The sequence below is a fragment of the Brachybacterium sp. UNK5269 genome, from assembly GCF_049266655.1.
Lineage (GTDB): Bacteria > Actinomycetota > Actinomycetes > Actinomycetales > Dermabacteraceae > Brachybacterium.
In genome coordinates this window covers 3,472,027-3,493,583 of sequence record NZ_CP184883.1, presented here as the reverse complement: position 1 = coordinate 3,493,583, position 21,557 = coordinate 3,472,027, and the positions used below count along the sequence as shown (strand labels likewise).

21 protein-coding genes and 1 pseudogene are annotated in these 21,557 nt (G+C 73.8%); 13 read left to right on the top strand and 9 right to left on the bottom strand.

Annotated features, from left to right (window positions below):
- Window positions 1-163 precede the first annotated feature (163 nt).
- The 9 genes from ACOJUI_RS16145 to ACOJUI_RS16105 all read left to right on the top strand — a co-directional run bounded on the left by ACOJUI_RS16145 (window position 164) and on the right by ACOJUI_RS16105 (window position 9,877).
- Window positions 164-3,238: a DUF4040 family protein gene (locus tag ACOJUI_RS16145; protein WP_422115947.1), complete on the top strand. Its 3,075-nt coding sequence runs from the start codon at window positions 164-166 to the stop codon at window positions 3,236-3,238.
- Window positions 3,235-3,567: a sodium:proton antiporter gene (locus ACOJUI_RS16140; RefSeq protein WP_422115946.1), complete on the top strand. Its 333-nt coding sequence runs from the start codon at window positions 3,235-3,237 to the stop codon at window positions 3,565-3,567. The genes ACOJUI_RS16145 and ACOJUI_RS16140 overlap by 4 nt, the downstream gene beginning before the upstream one ends.
- Window positions 3,564-5,099, top strand: a complete 1,536-nt coding sequence (locus tag ACOJUI_RS16135) for a proton-conducting transporter membrane subunit (RefSeq protein WP_422115945.1) — start codon at window positions 3,564-3,566, stop codon at window positions 5,097-5,099. The genes ACOJUI_RS16140 and ACOJUI_RS16135 overlap by 4 nt, the downstream gene beginning before the upstream one ends.
- Window positions 5,096-5,575 (top strand): Na+/H+ antiporter subunit E, encoded by a 480-nt coding sequence (locus ACOJUI_RS16130; protein WP_422115944.1) that lies wholly within the window; start codon window positions 5,096-5,098, stop codon window positions 5,573-5,575. Before ACOJUI_RS16135 ends, ACOJUI_RS16130 begins: the two co-directional genes overlap by 4 nt.
- Window positions 5,572-5,832 carry a monovalent cation/H+ antiporter complex subunit F gene (locus ACOJUI_RS16125; protein ID WP_422115943.1) on the top strand — a complete coding sequence of 87 codons (261 nt, stop codon included), beginning with the start codon at window positions 5,572-5,574 and terminating at the stop codon, window positions 5,830-5,832. Before ACOJUI_RS16130 ends, ACOJUI_RS16125 begins: the two co-directional genes overlap by 4 nt.
- Window positions 5,829-6,224: a cation:proton antiporter gene (locus ACOJUI_RS16120; RefSeq protein WP_422115942.1), complete on the top strand. Its 396-nt coding sequence runs from the start codon at window positions 5,829-5,831 to the stop codon at window positions 6,222-6,224. Before ACOJUI_RS16125 ends, ACOJUI_RS16120 begins: the two co-directional genes overlap by 4 nt.
- A 50-nt stretch (window positions 6,225-6,274) precedes the next feature.
- Complete coding sequence (locus ACOJUI_RS16115; protein ID WP_422115941.1) at window positions 6,275-7,120, top strand: PhzF family phenazine biosynthesis protein; 846 nt, start codon at window positions 6,275-6,277, stop codon at window positions 7,118-7,120.
- 72 nt (window positions 7,121-7,192) lie between these two features.
- Entirely contained in the window at window positions 7,193-9,286 is a 2,094-nt protein-coding gene (locus tag ACOJUI_RS16110) for a prolyl oligopeptidase family serine peptidase (protein WP_422115940.1), read from the top strand.
- 36 nt (window positions 9,287-9,322) lie between these two features.
- Complete coding sequence (locus ACOJUI_RS16105; protein ID WP_422115939.1) at window positions 9,323-9,877, top strand: hypothetical protein; 555 nt, start codon at window positions 9,323-9,325, stop codon at window positions 9,875-9,877.
- A 49-nt stretch (window positions 9,878-9,926) separates the two neighbouring features.
- On the opposite strand, the gene ACOJUI_RS16100 is transcribed toward ACOJUI_RS16105, so the two are convergent.
- Window positions 9,927-10,415 carry a glutathione peroxidase gene (locus ACOJUI_RS16100; RefSeq protein WP_422115938.1) on the bottom strand — a complete coding sequence of 163 codons (489 nt, stop codon included), beginning with the start codon at window positions 10,413-10,415 and terminating at the stop codon, window positions 9,927-9,929.
- Window positions 10,416-10,505: 90 nt separating this feature from the next.
- Window positions 10,506-10,946 carry a DUF1348 family protein gene (locus ACOJUI_RS16095; RefSeq protein ID WP_422115937.1) on the bottom strand — a complete coding sequence of 147 codons (441 nt, stop codon included), beginning with the start codon at window positions 10,944-10,946 and terminating at the stop codon, window positions 10,506-10,508.
- A 177-nt stretch (window positions 10,947-11,123) separates the two neighbouring features.
- Between ACOJUI_RS16095 and ACOJUI_RS16090 the strand changes: the two are divergent.
- Window positions 11,124-12,461, top strand: a pseudogene (locus ACOJUI_RS16090) (HNH endonuclease); the annotation flags it as partial.
- 259 nt (window positions 12,462-12,720) lie between these two features.
- On the opposite strand, the gene ACOJUI_RS16085 reads toward ACOJUI_RS16090, so the two are convergent.
- A complete protein-coding gene (locus tag ACOJUI_RS16085) occupies window positions 12,721-13,638 on the bottom strand; it encodes an aminoglycoside phosphotransferase family protein (protein ID WP_422115936.1) in 918 nt (305 codons plus the stop codon).
- 51 nt (window positions 13,639-13,689) lie between these two features.
- Between ACOJUI_RS16085 and ACOJUI_RS16080 the strand changes: the two genes are divergently transcribed.
- Window positions 13,690-14,427, top strand: coding sequence for a glutamine amidotransferase (locus ACOJUI_RS16080; RefSeq protein ID WP_422115935.1), 738 nt, complete (start codon window positions 13,690-13,692; stop codon window positions 14,425-14,427).
- Between the two features lie 102 nt (window positions 14,428-14,529).
- Entirely contained in the window at window positions 14,530-15,411 is an 882-nt protein-coding gene (locus ACOJUI_RS16075; protein ID WP_422115934.1) for a GH25 family lysozyme, read from the top strand.
- Between the two features lie 75 nt (window positions 15,412-15,486).
- On the opposite strand, the gene ACOJUI_RS16070 is transcribed toward ACOJUI_RS16075, so the two are convergent.
- Window positions 15,487-15,900 carry an SRPBCC family protein gene (locus tag ACOJUI_RS16070; protein ID WP_422115933.1) on the bottom strand — a complete coding sequence of 138 codons (414 nt, stop codon included), beginning with the start codon at window positions 15,898-15,900 and terminating at the stop codon, window positions 15,487-15,489.
- A 95-nt stretch (window positions 15,901-15,995) separates the two neighbouring features.
- Window positions 15,996-16,859: a DsbA family protein gene (locus ACOJUI_RS16065; protein ID WP_422115932.1), complete on the bottom strand. Its 864-nt coding sequence runs from the start codon at window positions 16,857-16,859 to the stop codon at window positions 15,996-15,998.
- A 117-nt stretch (window positions 16,860-16,976) separates the two neighbouring features.
- Between ACOJUI_RS16065 and ACOJUI_RS16060 the strand changes: the two genes are divergently transcribed.
- Complete coding sequence (locus ACOJUI_RS16060; protein ID WP_422115931.1) at window positions 16,977-17,786, top strand: AAA family ATPase; 810 nt, start codon at window positions 16,977-16,979, stop codon at window positions 17,784-17,786.
- A 9-nt stretch (window positions 17,787-17,795) separates the two neighbouring features.
- On the opposite strand, the gene pdxH is transcribed toward ACOJUI_RS16060, so the two are convergent.
- The 4 genes from pdxH to ACOJUI_RS16040 all read right to left on the bottom strand — a co-directional run bounded on the left by pdxH (window position 17,796) and on the right by ACOJUI_RS16040 (window position 21,116).
- Window positions 17,796-18,476, bottom strand: coding sequence for a pyridoxamine 5'-phosphate oxidase (pdxH, locus tag ACOJUI_RS16055; RefSeq protein ID WP_422115930.1), 681 nt, complete (start codon window positions 18,474-18,476; stop codon window positions 17,796-17,798).
- Entirely contained in the window at window positions 18,473-18,796 is a 324-nt protein-coding gene (locus ACOJUI_RS16050) for a transcriptional regulator (RefSeq protein ID WP_422115929.1), read from the bottom strand. Before ACOJUI_RS16050 ends, pdxH begins: the two co-directional genes overlap by 4 nt.
- Complete coding sequence (locus ACOJUI_RS16045) at window positions 18,793-19,317, bottom strand: hypothetical protein (RefSeq protein WP_422115928.1); 525 nt, start codon at window positions 19,315-19,317, stop codon at window positions 18,793-18,795. The genes ACOJUI_RS16050 and ACOJUI_RS16045 overlap by 4 nt, the downstream gene beginning before the upstream one ends.
- A gap of 125 nt (window positions 19,318-19,442) precedes the next feature.
- Complete coding sequence (locus tag ACOJUI_RS16040) at window positions 19,443-21,116, bottom strand: catalase (protein WP_422115927.1); 1,674 nt, start codon at window positions 21,114-21,116, stop codon at window positions 19,443-19,445.
- Between the last annotated feature and the right edge of the window lie 441 nt (window positions 21,117-21,557).

Below are 21,557 nucleotides of genomic sequence, written 5' to 3'. Positions count from 1 at the left end.
CCGCCGCGGAGCGCGGTGGAGTCGAGTTCCTCTACGCGCGCGCCCGCGCGCGAGAGGGCCGCAGCCTGGGAGCTCCCGGGTTGGGCCGCCTGGGGGATCTGGCTAGGATCCTGCACATGACCCGTTACGACACCGCCGCCCGTCCCGGGTCCGGAGGCTGACGGTGTCGGTGCTGTGGACTCTGCTGATCCTGGTCGCGACGATCCTGATCACCCCGGTCCTCGACCGCGCTCTCGGCCGCTCCGCCTGCTGGATCCTCGCCGGGCTCTACCTGGTCGCCGCCGCGGCCCTGGTGCCGGCCGCCGTCGCCGTCCTCGGGGGCTCGCCGGACGCCGCGACCACCGCCTTCTCGGTGCCCTGGGCCCCCACCTGGGGCGTCGACCTCGCCCTGCGCGCGGACGGGGTCGGCCTCGTGTTCGCGATGATCGCCCTGGTCATCGGCGCCGTGGTGCTGGCCTACTCGGCCCGCTACCTGGATCGCGGCCGGCAGCTCAGCTTCTCGCTGGTGATGGTGCTGTTCACCGCGTCGATGGTGGGTCTGGTGCTCGCCGACGACCTGGTGCTGCTGTTCGTCACCTGGGAGATGACGTCGATCGCGTCGTTCCTGCTCATCGCCCGCTCCGGTCGCGGAGGCCAGGCCGCCTCGATGCGCACCCTGTTCATCACCTTCCTCGGCGGGCTGTCCCTGCTGGCCGCCGTGTCGCTGATGGTGGTGCGCCTGGGCACCTCGTCGATCACGCAGGTGCTGGCCGCGGACGTCTGGAGCCAGGACCCGGCGTTCACCACGCTGGTCGCGGTGCTGGTCGCGGTCGCGGCCTGCACCAAGTCCGCCCAGTTCCCCTTCCACGTGTGGCTCCCCGACGCGATGGCCGCGGCGACCCCGGTCTCCGCCTACCTGCATGCGGCCGCCGTGGTCAAGGCCGGCATCTTCCTGCTGCTGCGCTTCAGCCCGATCTTCCATGACGTCATCGCCTGGAACGTCCTGCTGATCACCGCCGGCCTGGTCACGGCGTTCGTCGGCGGCTTCCTGGCGCTGCAGCAGGGCGACCTGAAGAAGCTCATGGCCTACTCCACGGTCAGCCAGCTGGGCCTGATCGTCGCCCTGATCGGGGTGGGCACCGAGGCCGCCATCCTCGCCGCGGTGCTGCACACCATCGCCCACGCCCTGTTCAAGTCCGGGCTGTTCATGATGGTCGGGGTCGTCGACCAGGCCGTCCACACCCGCGAGCTGCGACGCATGCCCGCGCTCGCCCGGGCGCTGCCCGGCAGCTTCGTGGTGACGGTGCTGGGCTGCATGTCCATGGCGGGCCTGCCGCCGATGCTCGGCTTCGTCTCCAAGGAGGCGCTCCTCACGGGCGCCCTGGAGATCGACGGGGCCGGCTGGGCGGGCTGGGTGATCGCCCTCGGCATCGCCGGCGCCAGCGTGATCACCTTCGCCTACTGCGCGAAGATCGTGCTCGGGGTCTTCGTGGACGGTCGCGACGAGGAGGCGCTGGCCCGCCTCGACGCCGACGCGGAGCAGCCCCGGGACCCCGCCCCCGCCTCCGCCCCCCGGACCGATCCGACCGGCGCGCTGGTCCACGCGGAGGACGCCCACCGACCCTCGCCGCTGCTGATGTGGCCTGCGGCGCTGCCGATCCTGGTTGGGCTCCCGCTGGGGCTCTTCGTCGGCGTGCTCGACACCCCGGTGGCCCGCGCGATCGACGCGGCCCTCGGCGGCGAGCACCACCCCCACCTCGCCCTCTGGCACGGCCTCACCGTCGAGCTGGGCCTCACGGCGGCGGTGATCGTGCTGGGCACCCTGATCGCACTGGGTCGCCACCGCCTGCTGCCGGCCCTGGAGGCCAACCCCTTCCCGGTCGACGGCGCGCGCATCCTGGGGGCCGTGGACCGGCTGGCCCGGCGGCTCGCCGGGGTGCTGGTGCGTCCGATCGCCAGCGACGACCCGATGCGCCACCTCGCCGTGATCCTGGCGGCCTTCGCCGCCGTCGTCCTGGCCTCGCTGCTGGCCCTGGCCGACGGCCTCGCACCGCTGACGCCCGGGGTCAACGCCCCGGTCGATGCCGTGCTGCTGGTGCTGATGATCGCCGCCGTGCTGGTGGTCTGCACGCGGCGGGACCGGCTGGGCGCGGCCGTCGCCCTCTCGGGGGTGGGGATCCTCGCCACCGTGCAGATCCTCGCGCTCGGCGCGCCCGACGTGGCGCTGACCCAGCTGCTCGTGGAATCCCTGACCATCATCATCATCATGCTCGTCCTGCAGCGGCTGCCCCGCCGCTTCGAGACCTCCGGGCGTCCCCCGCGCCGCGGGGCCCTGCTGGTGGCGGGGACCGTCGGGCTCGCCGCCGGCGCCGGGATGTACCTGTTCATGGGCCGGCGCGGCCGCAGCGACGTCGCCGAGACCTACATCGCCGACGCCGAGGGGATCACCGGCGGGCACAACATCGTCAACGTGATCCTGGTGGAGTTCCGTGCGCTGGACACCCTGGGGGAGCTGTCCGTGCTGGGCATGGCCGGCGTCGCGATCGTCGCGGTGCTCTCGAGCGTGCGGGACCGGTTCATCGACCCCGAGGGAGCGGGCCAGGACGAGCGCGGCCAGGACGACGAGGACGGGGTGCCCGCGCTGCGGGGCGAGGGCACCGCGGCGCATCGCGCGATCACCAGCGCCTGGGGCAACACCGCCGCCCTGCAGCTGATGGTGCGGATCACCGCCCCGGTCCTCGCGCTCATCTCGATCATGCTGTTCTGGCGCGGGCACAACGCGCCGGGCGGCGGCTTCATCGCCGCGCTGGTCGGGTCCGCCATCGTCGCGCTCATGTACCTGTCCACCTCGACCGACCGGCAGATCGGCCCGCCCCGCCTGCCGCTGTTCCTCATCGGCGGCGGCATCGCGGTGGCGCTCGGGGCCGGCGCCCTCGGCTTCCTGCGCGGCGGCTTCCTCGAACCGCTGCACGGATACCTGGCCGGCGTCCACCTGTCGACCTCGATGATCTTCGACCTCGGGGTGTACCTCGCGGTGCTGGGACTGATCATGGTGGCGGTGAACCTGCTGGGCGCCGGGGCCTCGAGGAGCCCCTCGTCGGAGAGCACCCGGGAGCGGACCGACGAGGCGGTCGAGGGCGAGCTGCCCGGCCCGCTGGACACCACCCGCGGGGAGACGCCGCCCGTGCGGCGCCGCGTCGGCCTGGGCACCGCGCATCTGAGCGCGGGCACCCCGCCGAAGGAGGTGGGCCGCCGATGATCCTCAGCCTCACCGTGGCCGTTCTCGTCACCGGCGGCGTCTACCTGCTGCTGCAGCGCAGCATGGTCCGCGCGGTGTTCGGGATGACCCTGCTCAGCCACGCCGCGAACTTCGTGCTGCTGGCGGCCGGCGTGCCGGGATGGCGCGCCGAGCCCCTGACCGACCTCTCCGCCCGTGCCGACATGGCCGATCCCCTGCCGCAGGCCTTCGTGCTCACGGCGATCGTGATCACCATGGCGGTCACCATCTTCATGCTGACCCTTGCCGTGATCGGCCGGGACGACGACATGTCCCACCACCCGGCGACGGGGGAGAACCGAGACTCATGATCCCCTCCCTGTCCTCGCTGCTGCCCCTGTTCGTGGTGGTGCCCCTGCTGGGCTCCGCCGTCCTGCTGCTGGCCCGCCGGCGCGCGGTGCAGACCACCGCGATGATCGGTGTCCCGATCCTGGTCGGGGCCGGCGCGATCGCCCTGCTGCTCCACCACCGCACGGAGCCGGTGCTCTCCCATGCCGTCGGCGGCTTCTCCGACGTGCTCGCCATCCCCTTCGTCTCGGACACCCTGAGCTCCGTGATGCTGCTGGTCACGGCGATCTCGACGCTCGCCGCGAGCGTCTTCCTGGTGCTGACCGGCGAATCGCGGTTCCGCTTCGTGCCGCCGCTGGTGCTGCTGCTGAGCGCCGGCGTCAACGGTGCCCTGCTCACCGGCGACCTCTTCAACCTGTTCGTCTGGGTCGAGGTCATGCTGATGCCGTCCTACGCGCTGATCGCGGTCACCGGCGGCTGGCGGCGCCTGGGCATCGGGCGCCTGTTCGTGCTGGTCAACCTGGTCACCTCGACGCTGCTGCTGGTCGGCGTGGGCTTCGTCTACGGCACCGCGGGCTCCGTGAACCTCGCCTCCCTCGCGGGAGCCGGCAGCGAGGACCCGGCGACCGCCGCGGCCCTGGCCGTGGTCCTGCTCGCCCTCGCCGTGAAGGCCGGCATGGTGCCGGTGCACTCCTGGCTGCCGCGCGCCTACCCGGGGACGTCCGCCGGGATCATGGCGCTGTTCTCGGCCCTGCACACCAAGGTCGCGCTGTACGCGATGTACCGCATCGTCGCGGTGACCTTCGCCGACGCCCTGCCGTTCCAGGAGGTGCTGGTGGGCCTGGCGGTCGTGACCATCCTGGTGGGGGCGTTCTCCACCGCGGGCGCCGCGCGCGTGCGGACCGCCATGGCGCACCAGATGGTCGCGGGCGTCGGGCACATCCTGCTGGGCCTGGCGCTGTTCACCCAGCTCTCGGTGACCGCCGGCACCCTGTACCTGGTGCACCACGTGATCACCATGTCCGCGCTGCTGCTGACCATCGGGGCGATCGAGCACACCTACGGCTCCGGACGCCTCGAGCGGCTCTCGGGCCTCGCCCGCCGCGATCCCTGGGTGGTCGCGATCCTCGCGCTCGGACTGTTCAGCCTGGTCGGCCTGCCGCCCACCTCCGGTCTCTGGGGCAAGGTGGGGCTGGTGCGGGCTGCCGCCGATCTCACCGCCGCGCAGGCGGTGCTGGGCTGGGCGGCGGTCCTGGCCGTCCTCATCGCGTCGGTGGGCTCGCTGCTGGGCCTGCAGCAGGTGTGGCGAGGCATGGCGTGGGGCGAGGACATGACCACCTACCGGCCCGATGACGCGCAGACCGGGCGCGGGGACGCGGTGGCTCTCCCGGACCACGTCCGCATCCCGGGGCGCCTGGTGGTGCCCGGCGCGGCGATGCTCGCCCTGTCCCTGGCCATGTTCGTCGGCATCGGCGCCGTGCTCCCGACCATCGACACCGCGGGGACGGACCTCCTGGACGTCGAGGCCTATGTGAGGGCGGTGATCGGACGATGAGACGCCTGTGGAGCTCCCTGTCCTACGTGCTGTGGATCCTGGTGGAGATCGTCAAGGGCTCTCTCCAGCTGGCCAAGGGCGTCTACAGCCCTGCCACCCGCAGCTCACCGGCGATCGTCGAGTACCCCCTGAGGGCGACCACCGACGTCGAGATCATCGCGATGGCCTCGTCGATCACGATCACCCCCGGCACCCTGGTGGTCGGCATCGCCCCCGGCACCCCCGAGGAGCGCTCCAGCCTGTTCGTCCACGTGCTCTTCGCCCGGTCGCGCGAGCAGGTGATGGCGGACCTGCGGGAGATGGAGGATCGGCTGCTGCGGGCGACCCGGGGACCGGGCGGGGCCGGGATCGCGCCGCCGGTGCGCCGCCGGCTGACCGACGAGCGGTTCGTGGACGCCCGCGCGGCCCGCACGGCGCACGAGCGCCGCGGCGCCACGCGTCCCGACCACCCCACCACCTCGGAGGAGGAGCGATGAGCATCGTCCTGTGGGTGACCGTCGGCATGCTCGGCGCGACCATCCTGATCGGCCTGTTCCGCGTGGCCACCGCACCGGACGCCGCGAGCCGGGCCGTCGTCGGCGATCTGGTCTTCTTCTCCGCCATCGGCGTGATCGTGCTGGTGGGGCTCCTGAAGGCCTCGGCCGCCGCCGTCGATGCGGCGCTGATCGCCTCCGTGCTGGGCATCCTCGCCACGGTGGCCCTCGCCCGCATCCTCACCAGGGGGCGCCGATGAATGCCGTGGTCGACCTCGTGCTGTCCGTGCTGAGCGCCGTGCTGCTGCTGGGCGGGGCGTTCTGGATGCTCACCTCCGCGCTGTCGATGTTCAACGCCCGCGACGCCCTCAGCCGGATCAATGTGCTCTCCCCGGCCACCGGGCTGGGGCTGCCCATGATCGTGGTGGGCGCGTTCCTCGAGCACCTGCGGCTCGACGGCTTCGACGCCGCCGTGCTGATCAAGACCCTCGCCACGGTGCTCGCGCTGATCATCGTCTCCTCGGTCGCCTCGAACGTGCTGGCGCGCGCCGCGTACCTCTCGGGCGCCCCGGTGGATCCGCGGACGGCGCCGCAGGACCTCGCCCGGGCCCCGGGCGAGGGGGAGCAGGTCCCGCACTCCGAGGACCGCTGAGCGCCGTCCGCCCCGGTGCGCGAGCGGCCCGCGCAGGCGAGGATGAGCTCATGCCCCTCCCCGCGCCGCGCCCCCGCCGCTTCGCCCAGCTCGACGTCTTCGCCGCGCGCCCCCAGCGCGGCAACCCGCTGGCCGTCGTGCTGGAGGCCGAGGATCTCGGCGTCGCCGACATGCAGCGGGTCGCGAGCTGGACCAACCTCTCGGAGACCACCTTCCTGCTGCCTCCCAGCGTGCCCGGCGCCGACTACCGGGTGCGGATCTTCACCCGTTCGGGAGAGCTGCCCTTCGCCGGGCACCCCACCCTCGGCACCGCCCGGGCGTGGCTGCACGCCGGGGGAGCACCGGCGGGGGAGAGAATCGTGCAGGAGTGCGGCGCCGGGCTCATCGAGGTGCGGCGGGACGGCGACCGGCTGGCCTTCGCCGCCCCGCCGCTGGCGCGCAGCGGCCCGCTCGAGGAGGCCGAGGTGGTGCTGATCGCCGAGGGGCTCGGGGTGCCGCGCTCCGCGGTGCTCGCCCACAGCTGGGCCGACAACGGACCGGGCTGGCGGGTGGTCGAGCTGGCCGGCGCCGAGGAGGTGCTCGCGCTGACCCCGGACCTCTCCCGGATCCCGGAGGCGAAGGTCGGGGTGATGGGCCGGCACCGCCCGGGCCGGGGTCCGCTCTACGAGGTGCGCGCCTTCGCGCCGGGGGGCGTCGAGGACCCGGTCACCGGCAGCCTCCAGGCCGGGATCGCCCAGTGGCTGCTGGCCCGCGGTCCCATGCCCGCGCAGTGGACGGCGACCCAGGGCACGGCGCTGGACCGGGAGGGCCGCGTCCAGGTGAGCGTCGACGAGACGGGGACGATCTGGGTCGGCGGGGACACCGTCCTCACGATCGAGGGCACGATCCTGGTGTGAGCACCGGATCCGGGCCGGCGCCAGGGCCCCGTTCCGCGCCCGGCGACCGCCGCCGCCCTCTACCCTGGCCCCATGGTCACCACACTGCCGTACGGCTCCTGGCCCTCGCCCATCACCGCCGAGCACCTCGCGACCGGCGGCACCCGACTGGGCGGCCCGCGCCTGGTCGGCGACCAGGTGTGGTGGACGGAGGGGATCGCCACCGAGGGCGGACGCCAGGCGGTGGTGCGCTCGGCCGGCCCCATCGCGCTGCCCGGCGCCGGGGACGTCACCGCGGTCCCCGACCACGGTCCGACGGCGCCCGTCACGGTGCTGCCCGCTCCCTTCAACGCCCGCTCCCGGGTTCACGAGTACGGCGGCGCGAGCTGGACGGCGGTGCCGGAGGCGGACGCGTCGGCCGCACCGCTGCTGGTGTTCGTGAACTTCGAGGACCAGCGCGTGTACGCGCTGCGCGAGGGGGAGCAGCCGCGGGCGCTGAGCCCCGTCGGCCCCGCGGTCGAGACCGCCGGCGGACCCTCCCTGCGCTGGGCCGACCCCACCCCGGTCACCCTGCCGGGAGGGGAGGTCGAGGTCTGGTGGATCTGCGAGGACCACACCGGCGGGGCTGCCGGCCCGCGCACCGACGCCGACGGCGCCCCGCACATCGAGCGGTACGTCGCGGCGATCCCGCTGGACGGCTCGGGGGCCGAGGACCCGTCGGCCCTGCGCCGCATCACCCCCTCCTCCCGCTTCGTCGCGAACGTGCGCCTGAGCCCCGACGGGAGGCAGCTGGCCTGGATCAGCTGGGAGCATCCGCAGATGCCGTGGGACGGCACCGCCCTGCACGTCGCACCGCTGGTCGACGGCAGCGCCGGGGCGGACACGGTCGTCGCCGGCGACCTCGAGACCTCCGTGCTGCAGCCGGAATGGCTCGACGCGGAGCACCTGATGTTCGTCTCCGACGCCTCCGGCTGGTGGAACCCCTGGGTCTGGTCCGCGCACGACGGGGCCTGCCAGGTGCTCGAGCGCGAGGAGGAGTTCGCCGGGGCCCTCTGGACGCTCGGCAGCACCTGGTACCAGGTCCTCGATGCCGACCGCGCCCTGGTGGAGCACGGCCGCGCCGCCACCTCGCTGAGCGTGCTGCGGCTCAGCACCGGCGAGCTCACCCCGCTCGAGTGCCCGCTGACCCAGATCTCCACCGCCCAGCTGCGGGCCGACGGGCTGCTGGTGCTCGCCGGCGCCTCGCCGACCGCCTTCGCCGCTCTGCACACCGCCCGTCTCGAGCTCGGCGAGAGGCCCGCCCTGGGACCGCTCACCCTGCTGCGCTCCTCGCGCACCGACGCCCCGGATCCGGCGGTGCTGCCCACCGGCGAGAGCATCGAGGTGCCGCTGCCGGACGGCGGGGTGGTCCACGCGACCCTCCACCGCCCCCATCAGGAGGGCTTCACCGGTCCCGCGGCCGAGCTGCCGCCGTTCATCGCGCAGGTCCACGGCGGACCCACCGCCCATGTCCCGCCGGTGCTGTCGCTGCCGGTGGCGTACTACACCTCCCGCGGACTGGGCGTCGTGGTCGTCAACTACGGAGGCTCCACCGGGTACGGCCGCGAGTACCGCAACCGCCTGCGCGGCCAGTGGGGGGTGGTGGACGTGCAGGACACCGTCGCCGTGATGGAGCACCTGGTCGCCGAGGGGATCGCCGACGGGAAGCGGCTCGCGATCGAGGGCGGCAGCGCCGGCGGCTGGACCACGCTGGCCTGCCTGACCCGCACCGACGTCTTCGCCGCCGGCGTCTCCAGCTTCGGGGTGGCCGAGCTCGAGCAGTTCCGCCAGGACACCCACGACTTCGAGTCCCGCTACATCGACGGGCTCGTCGGCCCGTACCCGCAGCGCCGCGACCTCTACGTCGAGCGGGCTCCGCTGAGCCACGTCGACGAGCTCGAGGTGCCGGTGCTGCTGCTGCAGGGCGACGAGGACCGCATCGTGCCGCCCAGCCAGTCGGAGGCCTTCCGCGATGCGCTGGCCGCCAAGGGCATCCCGCATGCGTACCTGCTGTTCGCCGGCGAGCAGCACGGCTTCCGCCGCGCCGAGTCGATCATCCGGGCCACCGAGGCCTCGCTGTCGTTCTACGGACAGGTGCTCGGCTTCAGCCCGGCCGGCGTGCCGGTGCTCGAGATGCGGCGGAGCTGAGTGCACCACCGGGATCCAGCGACGGGAGGACATGCGATGAACGCGAACCAGGGCGCGGGAAGCGCCGCAGCGGGCGGGCGGCGGCCCGCCGAGCGATCGACGCTCGATCCGCCGGCTCGGTCCGGCGCCGAGCCCCCGCTGCGGCTCGCGACCACGCTGGCGATCATCGTGACGCTGCTGCTGATCGGCCATCTGGTGGGGGCGGCGCTGGGGCTGCTCGCGCCCAGGACGATCGATGTCGCGGTCGACTCGGCCGGCACGGTGGTGCTCGCCGTGGCGGTGTCGGTCCTCGTCCTCGCGGGCGTCGCGCTCGCGCTGGCGGCACTGGTGCTGTCGATCCTGGTGGTAGTGCGCGGCCGGGGCGCGCTGCGGCTCGGCGCGGCGCTGCTGCTGGCCTCCGCGCTGGGCGGGATGGCCCTGTCCCTCGAGGTCACCGGCGACCCCGCGATGCTGCCTGCGCCGATGATCGCGGCCGCGCGGGTCATGGAGGTGCTCGAGACCGCGCTGGCCGTGATCCGGTTCGCCCTCGACGCGGCCGGGCTCATCCTCCTGGTGCGCGGGATCCGCGCGCTGCGGGGTCGGCGGTCGTGAACGGGACGCCGTCAGGACCCCTCGCCGCCGCGGCTCAGGCGCGGGTGGGTCAGCTCCCGGCGGCCAGCGCCTGCTCGATGTCGTCGGCGAGCTGCGCGGGCTCGACCTGCGGCGCGTAGCGCTTCAGCACCGTGCCGTCGCGGCCCAGCAGGAACTTGCCGAAGTTCCACTCGATGTCCCCGGCGGGGATGTCGCCGTGCGCGCCGGTCAGCCAGCTAAACAGCGGGTGCGCGTCCTCCCCGTTGATGTCGACCTTCGCGAACATCGGGAACTGGACGCCGTAGTTGACCTGGCAGAACTCCGAGATCTCCGCCTCGGTGCCCGGCTCCTGGTGCATGAACTGGTCGCAGGGGAAGCCGAGGACGTCGAGCCCCTGCGCCCCATAGCGCTCGTGGAGCGCCTGCAGACCCTCGTACTGCGGGGTCAGCCCGCACCTGCTGGCGGTGTTGACCACCAGCACGACGGAGCCGGCGTGCTCGGCCAGCGGCTGGTCCTGCCCGGAGATGGTGGTCGCGGTGAAGTCGGAGAGAGTCGTCATGGCCCCATTGTGTCCTCCGGACCCCGGACCCCGGACCCCGGACCCTGGACCCTGGACCCCGGGCAGCGGGTCCAGGGTCCAGGGTGCCGGTCAGAACACCGGCAGGTCGCCCGCGCCGGGGGTGATCCGCAGCTCGGACTCGTCGATCGCGACGTCGTTGATGCTCGCCTCCCGGCGCGCCATGTAGCCGTCGTCGTCGAACTCCCAGTTCTCGTTGCCGTAGGAGCGCCACCACTGACCGTCGGCGTCGCGCCACTCGTACTGGAAGCGCACCGCGATGCGGTGACCGTCGACCGCCCACAGGTTCTTCCGCAGCCGGTACTGCTGCTCGCGCTCCCACTTGCGGGTCAGGAAGGCGACGACCTCCTCGCGCCCGCTGAGGTGCTCGGAGCGGTTCCGCCACCGGGTGTCGACCGTGTAGGCCTGCGCGACCCGTTCGGGATCGCAGGTGTTCCAGGCGTCCTCGGCGGCCTGCACCTTCTTCAGGGCGGACTCGCGGGTGAACGGGGGCAGGGGCGGGCGCGGTTCCAAGACAACCTCCAGGTCGGGCCGACGAGCGACCCGGGCGGGTCGCGACGGTCTGCGGCCGTGCCCTCACCCTAGGGATGCGGAGCAGGAAGGGCCAGGGGCGGCGGCGGACCCGCCGTCCGGCAGCGTCGTTCGCGTCGGCCCGCGCGGACGGTTCCTCCACAGTGCCCGTCGATCCCCATGCGCGGAGGACCGCTGGTCCTTGCGGGTGCCCGGCGGAACCATGGAGGCATGTTCATGGCACCGGAGTTCTACGGCCCCGACGGGGAATTCTCCCCGTCGGCGGCCGTGGCTGCTCTCCGCGCGGGCGGGCCGGAGGTGTTCAGCGACCTGCTCGGCGCGGTGGCGGCCATGGTGCGGGAGGTGGCCCTGGACCCGCAGGGCGTGTACGAGACCGCCGGGTTCGCCCGCGGCACCTTCGCCCATCAGCTGCGCACCGTCCATGCGCTGCGCGGCGCGCTGGAGTCGGTGGAGGCCCGCACGGTGGTGACGCTCGCGGACGTCACGCGCCGGGAGCAGTACGCGGCCGCCCGTGACCGCGCCGCGCACGAGCACGGCGCCGAGCCGTCGAGGGACGCGGCCCATGAGCGGGCGGACCGCGCCACCCGGCGCGACCTGTCCCTCATCACCCAGCGCTCGCCGCGCAACGCCGAGCGCACCTTCGCCTCCGCCCGGCGCCTGGTCGACTCCCTCCCGAGCATGATGGGCGCGCTCGGGGCGGGGGTGATCGGGCTCGACGCCGCCCATGCCGTCGCCGACGCCGCCTCGGTCCTGGATCCCGATCTCGCCCGGGAGGTCGACCGGAGGCTCGGCGAACGACTGCCGGACATGGGGGGTGCGGGCACCCGGCGCTGGCGGGATGCGGTGGCGACCCTGGCGGGCGAGCTGGCCCCCGAGGGCGCCGCCCTGCGCCACCGTCGGGCCCGCCGCGAACGCCACCTCACCCTCACCCCCGGCCAGCACGGCATGGCCACGCTGAGCGCGCGGATGCCCGCGATCGAGGCGCGCCTGGCCCACAAGCGGTTCTCCCTCGAGGCCGAACGCCGCCGCGCGCAGGGCGATAGGCAGGGCCACGGGGCGCTCATGGTCGACGCCTTCACCGACGCCGTCCTCGGACGCGGGACGGACCGGGCCCCGGTGACGCTCGACCTCGGGCTGATCATCACCGACCGGGCCCTCTTCCGTCCCGACGCCGGCGACGTCGCCCATGTCGAGGGCTACGGCCCCGTGCCCGCGGAAGCGGTCCGCGAGCAGCTGCGCGCCGTCACCACCGCGCCGCAGGCGGGTGACCGCGATCCCTTCGGCGCGGAGGGGCGCGCCGTCCGGGCGGAGATCCGTCGCCTCTACACCCACCCCGTCGCCGGGGAGCTGGTGGCGATGGAGTCGCGGGCCCGAGCCTTCCCACCCGCCATGAAGCGGTTCCTGACCTGGCGGGACAGCTCCTGTCGCGGACCGTTCTGCAACGCCGCCTCCCGGCAGACCGACCACATCACCCCGCACTCCCGGGGCGGCCCGACGAGCCTGGACAACGGCAGCGAGCTCTGCGGTCACTGCAATCAGAAGGAGATCGACACCGCGAGCGTCGAGCGCATCGACGACCCCGCGCACCCCGGCCACCGGGTGGCGTGGACCGGTCGCGCGGGCACCACCCGGATCAGCGCGCCGACCCCGCTGGTGTGGCCCCGCCCGCCGCGGGAGGAGCGGCAGGGCGAGGGGGCGGGTCAGGACGCCGCGGACCCGCCGGGGCGCGAGTGCTCGAGCGATACCGTCCCACCGCTCACCGCACCCCGTCGGCCGCCAGCCGCAGCGCCGCCTGCGCCGCCCCCGGCATCTCTCCCGCCTCCTGGACGCAGCGGGCCAGCAGCCAGCGCCGCATCCGCGAGGGGTCCAGCCCGGCCAGCCCGGCCATCTGGTCGGCGAAGGGACCGGGCTGCTCCACCAGACGCCCCGGATCGTTGAGCATGTGCTGGAGCAGGTCGTAGTGGGGGTCGCCGACGTACGGCTTGGGATCGATCAGCACCCAGCGGCGCTGCCCGCCGTCGCCGCGAGCGAGCACATTGCCCGGATGCAGATCCGTGGCCAGCAGCACCGGTTCGCCGTCCCACTGCGCGGGCAGGCAGCGCAGCAGCTCCAGTCCGTGCTCGACCAGGTCGTGGGGGAGCGGGTCGGCGCCGGTGGCGGAGCGCTCCTGCGCACCGTCGGCCCACCACGCGCACATCTGGCGCAGCGGGCGGAACGGCGCGGCCTCCGTGGTCGGCAGCAGCTCCTCGGGCCGGCGCCAGAGCCGACGGGCCAGGTGCGCGACCACCTCGTCCCGCTCCGGCCAGGTCAGCAGCTGGGCGAGCGGAGTGCCCGGTCGCACCCGCTCCAGCAGCAGGGCCGCGGTCTGTCCGCGCACCTCGTGGCGCAGCACCGCGGCGGCGCCGTGGCCCTGCCACGCCACCATCCCGGCCGCCTCGTCCCGCGACTCCTCATGGGCCCAGGCCACCTTCAGCACCAGATCGGCCCCGTCGGGCCCCGTCACCGGCGCCACCCAGGCGGAGGATCCGCCGGGCAGGAACGGCGCCGAGGCCGTCAGCGACCACCGCCGCAGCAGCTCCTCCACGATCCCCGGCAGACCGGCGCGCCAGGCCCGCAGGCCCGGGTCGGCGGACTGGGCCAGCAGCGGCGGCAGGGGATGACCGGCGATCAGCATCTGTGCAGGGTACGGGTCGGCGCTCCCCGGCCGGGCCGCTAGCATTCATGCGTGAAACCGTTCGTGCAGATCGCCACCCGCCCCGAGGACGACGTCGCCCTCACCGAGCGCGCCGCCGTGCTCGCCTTCACCGGCCTCGCCGAGGAGGATCTGCTCTGGGTGCGCCTGGACCGCGAGCCGTTCCCCGAGCTCCGCGCCGAGGACATCTCGGGGATCATCCTGTGCGGCAGCCCCTTCACCGTCTCCGATCCGGCGGAGACGAAGTCCGAGGCGCAGATCCGCGCCGAGGCGGAGATCTTCCGCGTCCTCGACCGGGTGGTGGCGGAGGACGTCCCCTTCCTCGGCGCCTGCTACGGCATCGGCACCCTCGGCACCCATCAGGGCGCCGTCATCGACCGCACCCACGGTGAGCCGCTGGGGGCGGTCGAGGTCGAGCTCACCCCCGCCGGCCGGGAGGACCCGCTGGTCGCGACCGCCGGCCTGGGTGACCGCTTCACCGGGCTGGTGGGGCACAAGGAAGCCGTCCACACCCTGCCCGAGCATGCGACGCTGCTGGCCACCGGCCGGTTCGCGCCGGTGCAGATGTTCCGCGTCGGCACCCGCCAGTACGCCACCCAGTTCCATCCCGAGCTGGACGTCCCCTCGATCATCGAGCGGGCCCGGGTCTACCGCGACCACGGGTACTTCTCGCCGGACGAGATGGAGGGCATCTTCGCGGCCCTGCGCAGTCAGAGCGCCGACGAGCCCCCGAAGCTGCTGCGCGCCTTCGCGACCCTGTTCGCCCGCTGACCGGCACCGGAGGGCGGGTCCTCGGCGTCGCCTAGCGGTGGATCGTCCCGTTCCGGCAGGTCATCACGCAGATCATGACGGTGCTCGGGTAGCGTCCTGCCTGTGCCCCGCTTCACCCCCGAACAGGTCCGGCGACGACAGCTCGTCGCCGGGGCGCTCGTCCTGCTCCTGGTGCTGGTGATCGGCGGCTGCACGGTCACCCTGCTCGGCGCGCTGCGCGGCGGGAACGGCAGCGACGCCTCCGCGGGCGAGCCCTTCCGGGCCGACGACGCGGCCATGATCGTCGAGGCCACCTCCGCCGACGCCGCCGTGCTCGCGAACCTGCCGGAGGGCATCGAACTGGCCGCGGACGAGGTCATGGGCATCGACGTCTCCAGCCACCAGGGCGAGATCGACTGGGCGCAGGTCGCGGGTGACGGCGTGGTCTTCGCCTACGTCAAGGCGACCGAGGGCTCCGGTTTCGTCGACAGCAGCTTCCGGCGCAACTGGGACGGCGCCCGCGCCGCCGGGATCACCCCGGGCGCCTATCACTACTTCACGCTGTGCTCGCCCGGCGCCGACCAGGCCGCGGACTTCCTCGCGGCCGCCCCGCCGGACGACTCGGCGCTGCCCCCGGCGCTGGACCTCGAGTTCGACGGCGCCTGCGAGGAGCGCCCCGAGGCGGCCCGCGCCCAGGCGGAGATCGACGCCTTCACCGCCGCGGTCGAACGGGAATGGGGCCGCCGGCTGGTCATCTACTCCTCGGTGGAGTGGCGCGACCACTACGGGCTGCCCGTGGCCGGCCCCCGCCCGGACTGGCTGTTCTCCGCGGGCGAGCGGCCCGAGCAGGAGGACTGGGCGGTGTGGCAGCTGCGCTTCGACGGCGACGTCGCCGGGATCAGCGGCGGGGTGGACATCGACGTGGCCCGGATCGAGGTGCTGCGCGACCAGGCCGCCATCGACGAGGGGGAGGCAGCGATCGAGCACGCCTCCACGGGAGCCTGAGCGCCCCTCGGCCCGGCAGCCCCTCAGCCCAGCAATCCCTCAGCCCGGCAGGTCCAGGCCGACCACGGTCTCCCGTTAGAGGCCGGCGACCAGGTCGTCGAGGACCGCGGTCCAGTGCTCGAGCAGCCCCTGCCGCTCGGCTGCGCCCAGCAGCCGCTCCTGGTGGATCCCGATCACCGTGCCCTCGGCGCTCTCCTGCAGGGTGACCTGGAAGACGGTCTCGTGGTCGAGGGTCTCCGGTGTCCAGCGCATGCGCAGACGCCGGCCGACGTGACAGCCGACCAGGCGGCCGCGGACGCGACCGTGCTGACGCAGCGGCGCGCCGACCATCTGCGGGACCGACTCGACGCCCAGCCACTGCGGGAGCCATTCGGCCAGCAGTCGGCGCCACACCTCCTGCGGCGGCGCGGGGACGGTGCGACGGACGCCGAGCTCCCACCCGGCGTCGGGGGAGAGGCCGACGGGACGATGCCTGGTCTCGGGCTGCATGGGGCCACCGTAGGGCGGACCGGGGGCCGGGGGACCGCCGGGCCCCGAGCCGACCTCAGGAGTTCGCCGTCGCGTCGCCGGGTGGTCACCCGGGCTCAGACCGCCTCGACCGCGGCCTTCACCGACCCCGCCCGGGTGAGGTCCCCGGAGAAGGTCTCGCCGTCGATGATCACCGTCGGGGTGCCGGGCGTGGTCTGTCGCGCGTGGGGTTCGGCGACCTGCTGGATCCAGGCCCGGTAGGTGCCCTCGGCCTGGCAGGCGGAGATGTCGATCTCGGCGGCGGTGCCGACGAGGTCCACCAGCTCCGCGTCGGTGAGGCCCTCGGGGCCGGGCTGGTTCTCGAACAGCGTGATCTCGGCCGGGAACCACTTCTCCGGGTTCTCCGCGTAGGCGCAGACCGCGGCGTGCGCGGCCCGTCCCGAGTAGCCGACCGGATCGGACACGTCATCGAGCATCGCCCGGGGGCGCATCCGCAGGGTGATCTGGCGATCCAGCGCCATCTGGATGAGGTCGTCGCCCTGGACGTCCCGGAAGGTCCGGCAGTGCGGGCAGAGGAAGTCGACGTACACGTCGACCACCGGACCGTCGTCGCTGGTGCTGAGCTGGAGGTAGGGCTGGTCGGCGGCGACGCCGGGAGGAGGGACGACGTCCGCCGGTGCGGCCGTCGGCGCGGTCGGGCCATCGGCGGTCAGGGCGGGGGCGGTCGGTGGGGAGCTGCTCGGCGCGGGTCTGGACGGAGCGGGACTGGGCGGAGCGCTGCCGGGCGGATCCGTGCCGGGCTCGGTCGGGCTCGCGGCGGTGGTCGCGACGGGGGAGGCGACCCGGGGCGCGCGCTCGACGTCGGAAGTCACCACCAGCAGGACCAGCCCGCCGACCACCAGGACCGTCACCAGCCCCAGGCAGGCCAGGGAGCCGACGATGCCGAGCACCAGCGGCATGCGGGATCTCTGAGGGTCCATGGCTCCGCCTCGGGTACGGGTCTGCGGCCAGGGGCGCGGCGCCCTGCCGGGGGCTCCGAGCCTAGCCCCGCCGCCCGGCGAGTGGCATCTGTCGGTGCGGGCGGGCACCCTGGGCCCATGACCATCCCCGGATTCCCGCCCGCCGACCCCTGGACCAACCTCGCGGACGGGGACGGGGACGGGGACGGGGACGGGGACGAGGTCGGGGGCGGGGCCTTCGCGGGCCCGCTGCTCCCGCTGCGCGCGGTGCACGAGCACCGTCTCGCGCCGGCCGATCCGACCGCCTGGCCCGCGACCCTGCCGCCGGTGCGCCAGATCCTCCGCGACGGCTGGGAGCTCGGCCAGGTCACGGTGCTGACCGGCGACAACGGTGCCGGCAAGTCGACGATCGTGGAGGCGATCGCGGGCGCGTACGGGCTGAACCCGGAGGGCGGCGGCACCGGAGCGATGCACTCCACCCGCGTCACCGAGTCGCCGCTCGCGCAGCACCTGCAGCTGGTGCGCGGGGCGGGCGCCGCGAAGTCCGGCTTCTTCCTGCGGGCCGAGACCATGCACTCCCTGTTCACCTACTACGAGGAGATCGGCGTGGGCGGGGTGATGCACGAGCGCAGCCACGGCGAGTCGTTCCTCGAGATCGTCGCCGAGCGCTCCCGGATCCGCGGGCTCTGGCTGCTGGACGAGCCCGAGTCGGCGCTGTCCCTGCCAGGCTGCCTGGCCCTGCTGGGACTGCTGCGCGACCTCGTCGCGGGCGGCTCCCAGCTGGTGCTGTCCACCCATTCCCCGGTGCTCGCGGCGCTGCCGGGCGCCGAGCTGTACGAGGTCGGCCCCTGGGGGCTGCGCCGCGCCGAGTACGACGACCTCGAGCTGGTGCGCACCTGGCGCAGCTTCCTGGACGCGCCGCAGAGGTTCCTGCGGCACCTGGGCTGAGCGGGCTGCTCAGGGCTGCAGGCGCCGTCGACCCCAGCCGCCGTCGGCCGCCCGTTCGTAGAGGATGCGGTCGTGGACGCGGTGCGCGCGCCCCTGCCAGAACTCCATCCGCCGAGGACGCAGCCGCAGCCCGCCCCAGAACTCCGGCCGCGGCACCTCACCGCCCGCGAAGCGCTGCTCGGCGGCGGCGTACTGCTCCTCGAGCGCCTCGCGGGAGCCGATCCCATGGGACTGGCAGGAGGCCCAGGCGCCCAGCTGGGAGCCGCGCGGTCGCTGCGCCCAGTAGGCGTCCGACTCGGCGGCGGGGACCTGCTCCACCGCGCCCTCGATCCGCACCTGCCGCTGCAGGGGGTACCAGGGCAGCAACAGCGCGGCGTGCGGGAGCGCGGCCAGCTCCCGACCCTTGGCCGAGTCGTAGTTGGTGTACACGACGACGCCGCGCGCATCGTGGCCCTTCAGCAGCACGGTGCGGGAGCGGGGGCGCGGCGTCCCGTCGGCGCCGAGCGCCACGGTCGAGAGCACCGCGGCCGACGGCTCCGGCAGGTCGCCGTGCTCGCTGCGCCGGGCGAAGGCCTCGCCCAGCCAGACGTCGAACAGGGCCAGCGGATCCGCGGGGGCGTCGTCGGCCAGCGACCCGGACAGGTAGTCGGTGCGCTCGCCCGCGAGGCGGCCGGTGGGGTCGGTGGTCATCTCGCCACCACCTCACCGGCGGCGATGCTGCGCAGGGCCGCCAGGTGCGCCTCGAAGTCCGCACGCCCGGCGGAGGTCAGCGCCACCCAGGTGAGCCGGCGCGCATCGGACCGCGCCGGGGAGCCCTCCTTGCGGATCCGGACCAGACCCGCCTCGGCGAGCACCTTGAGGTTCTTGGAGAGGTTCGCGTCCTTCAGCTCGAGGGCGTCGCGGAGCACCGCGAACTCGAGCTCGTCGACGGGGCGCAGCAGGCCGCAGATGCGCAGGCGCACCGGGGCGTGGATGACCTCGTGGAAGGCCGGGGCGGGGGAGCCGCTCACGGCAGCGCGCTCGCCGAGCGGGCGACCTCGCCGCGCAGGGCGTCGTCGTAGCGGCGGCCCAGCAGGACGGTCGCGACCCCGGCCAGGGCGGCCGGGACCAGCACCCACTCGGGCGAGCTGCCGCTGAGCTTGACCACCACCCCGGCGGCCATGGCCAGCAGCAGGATCCCGAGCATGGTCAGCAGCAGGCGCCGGCTGCGGGGGCCGACGGGGCTGGTGGTGGAGACCCCGTAGCGGCGCCGGTACGCGGCGAGAAGTGCGGGGATGCCGATCACGGCCAGCGCCACGACGATGGCGGAGGCGCTGCCGCGAAGAGCCTGGGCGGCGACGACCATGGCGACGATCACCCCCAGGGCAGGGTGGTACCACCACGGCGTCACCATCCGCTGGGCGAGGCGGGCGCCGTCGGTGTCGAGATCCGTGAGCGCGGCGCGGGCCTCGTCGGCGGTGAGCCGGCCCGCGGACCGGTCACGGCGGTCGTCCGGGTCGGGGGCGCCGACGGCGCCGAGGTAGTTTTCCATGACGGAAAGACTACCTATTGCTTGCCGCGATGGAAAGTGCTTCGGAGGCACGGGTGTCGAGGGTGGAGGAGCGGCCCCGGGGACGATCGCGCGGATCGTCCCCGGGCCGCCGCCTCAGGCGCCGGTCAGACGACCGCCGGCTCGTCGACCAGGCCGCGCCGGTTCGGGACGCAGTGGGTCATGGTCAGGCCCTCGACGTTGCGGGGACCGTTATGGCCTAGGTTGCGCAGCCGCTCCTGCTCCTCCTCCGTCAGCCGCTGCGTCACCAGCGGCTCGAGGTGCTTGACGTCCTCGACGGAGATGCCCAGGCCGTCGCCGACCCGTCGGCCGTACTCGTCGTCGGCCATGTAGAAGTGCCAGACCATGCGCTCCTGGATCGGGCGGTCGCACTGGGAGAGCTTGTCGACCAGGTTCGCGACCAGCTCGTCGCGCTCCCAGTCCTCCTGCAGGTGGTAGCGCTCCCCGGCCTGCTTGTAGTCGTTGGAGCGCTCGATCGGCGAGCGGGTCAGCCGCCCGGTGACCTCCGGACCGACGGAGGCGTGGTAGGCGGAGTCCCGCTCCGTCTCCCGCAGACCGCCGGTGATGCTCGGCTCGTAGTTGACGCTCGGGTTCTGCCCCGGGGCGGTGTCCACGTGGTACGTCATCTGGCCGTCGCGCTGGTTGGTCGCCACCCGCGCCTTGGGCTGGTTGACCGGCAGCTGCAGGTAGTTCGGGCCCACCCGGTGGCGCTGGGTGTCGGAGTAGGAGAACGTCCGCCCGGTGAGCATCTTGTCGTCGGAGAAGTCCAGGCCGTCCACCAGCACGCCGGTGCCGAAGGCGATCTGCTCGCTCTCGGCGAAGAAGTTCTCGGGGGCGCGGTCGAGCACCATGCGGCCCACGGGCTTGGGCTCGAAGAGCTCCTCGGGCCAGACCTTGGTGTCGTCCAGCGGGTCGAAGTCGAGCTCGGCGTGCTCGTCGTCGCTCATGACCTGGACCAGCAGCTCCCACTCGGGGTAGTCGCCGCGGGCGATCGCGTCGTAGAGGTCCTTGGTGTGGTGGCCGAGGTCCTGGGCCTGGATCGCGTCGGCGTCCGCCTGGGTCAGCGAGGCCACGCCCTGCTTGGGCATCCAGTGGTACTTCACCAGCACGCTCTCACCGGCGGCGTTGACCCACTTGTAGGTGTTCACGCCGAAGCCCTGCTGCGTGCGGTAGCTGGCGGGGATCCCGCGCGGGCTGAACAGCACGGTCACCATGTGCAGCGCCTCGGGGGACTGGCTGAAGAAGTCGAAGGCGCGGTTGGGCACCGAGGCCTGGTTGGTGACGGGGTCCGGCTTCTGCGAGTGGATGAAGTCGGGGAACTTCATCGCATCGCGGACGAAGAAGATGCCGAGGTTGTTGCCGACCAGGTCCCAGTTGCCGTCCTCGGTGTAGAACTTGATGGCGAAGCCGCGCGGGTCGCGGGCCATCTCCGAGGAGTCGCGGCCGCCCGCGACGGTGGAGAAGCGGATCGCCAGGTCGGTGCGCTTGCCCTCCTCCTGGAAGAGCTTGGCGCGGGTGTACCGCGAGATCGGCTCGTCGCCCCACCGGCCGTAGGACTCGAAGTGCCCGTAGGCGGTGGTGCCGCGGGCGTGCACGACGCGCTCGGGCACCCGCTCGCGGTCGAAGTGGCTCATCTTCTCGAGGAAGTGGTAGTTCTCGAGGGTGGCCGGTCCGCGCGAGCCGATGGTGCGTGTGTTCTGGTTGTCGTAGACCGGATGTCCCTGGCGGTTCGTCATCGGGGCCTGCGACGGGTCCCCTGCCGGCTGGCGGTGTTCGGTCATCGGTGCGGGTCTCCTCAACGATCTCTCCCGGGGCGGCTCCCCGGCATCGGTGTGTCCCGTCCCACTGTGGTGGGTTTCCCGGTGCGAGGCAAGGCGACGGCGGGCCCGGGCCGGACCGGTCGGTCGCGGCCGCGGGGGCAGTGATGGCGGTCGAGCGGTGGCCGGCGGCGGGCCGGAGCGCCCGGCCGCGAGAAGTACCGCCCAGGTGGAACCTTTCGGAGCCCGGCGGCGGCCGAGCGGCGGCCCGCGGTGGGCCGGAGCGCCCGGCGGCGGAAAGTACCTCCGGGCTGGAACCTTTCGGAGCCCGGCGGCGGCCGACGCGCCCGACTTCCCAACAGGTATATGCAACCCTTAGTATCACTAACGCGCATCGCGGCCCGCCCGTGCCCCCTGCCCGGAGCCGGGGCGGGGCCGCCCGGCGCTCGCCCGCAGACACCGTCG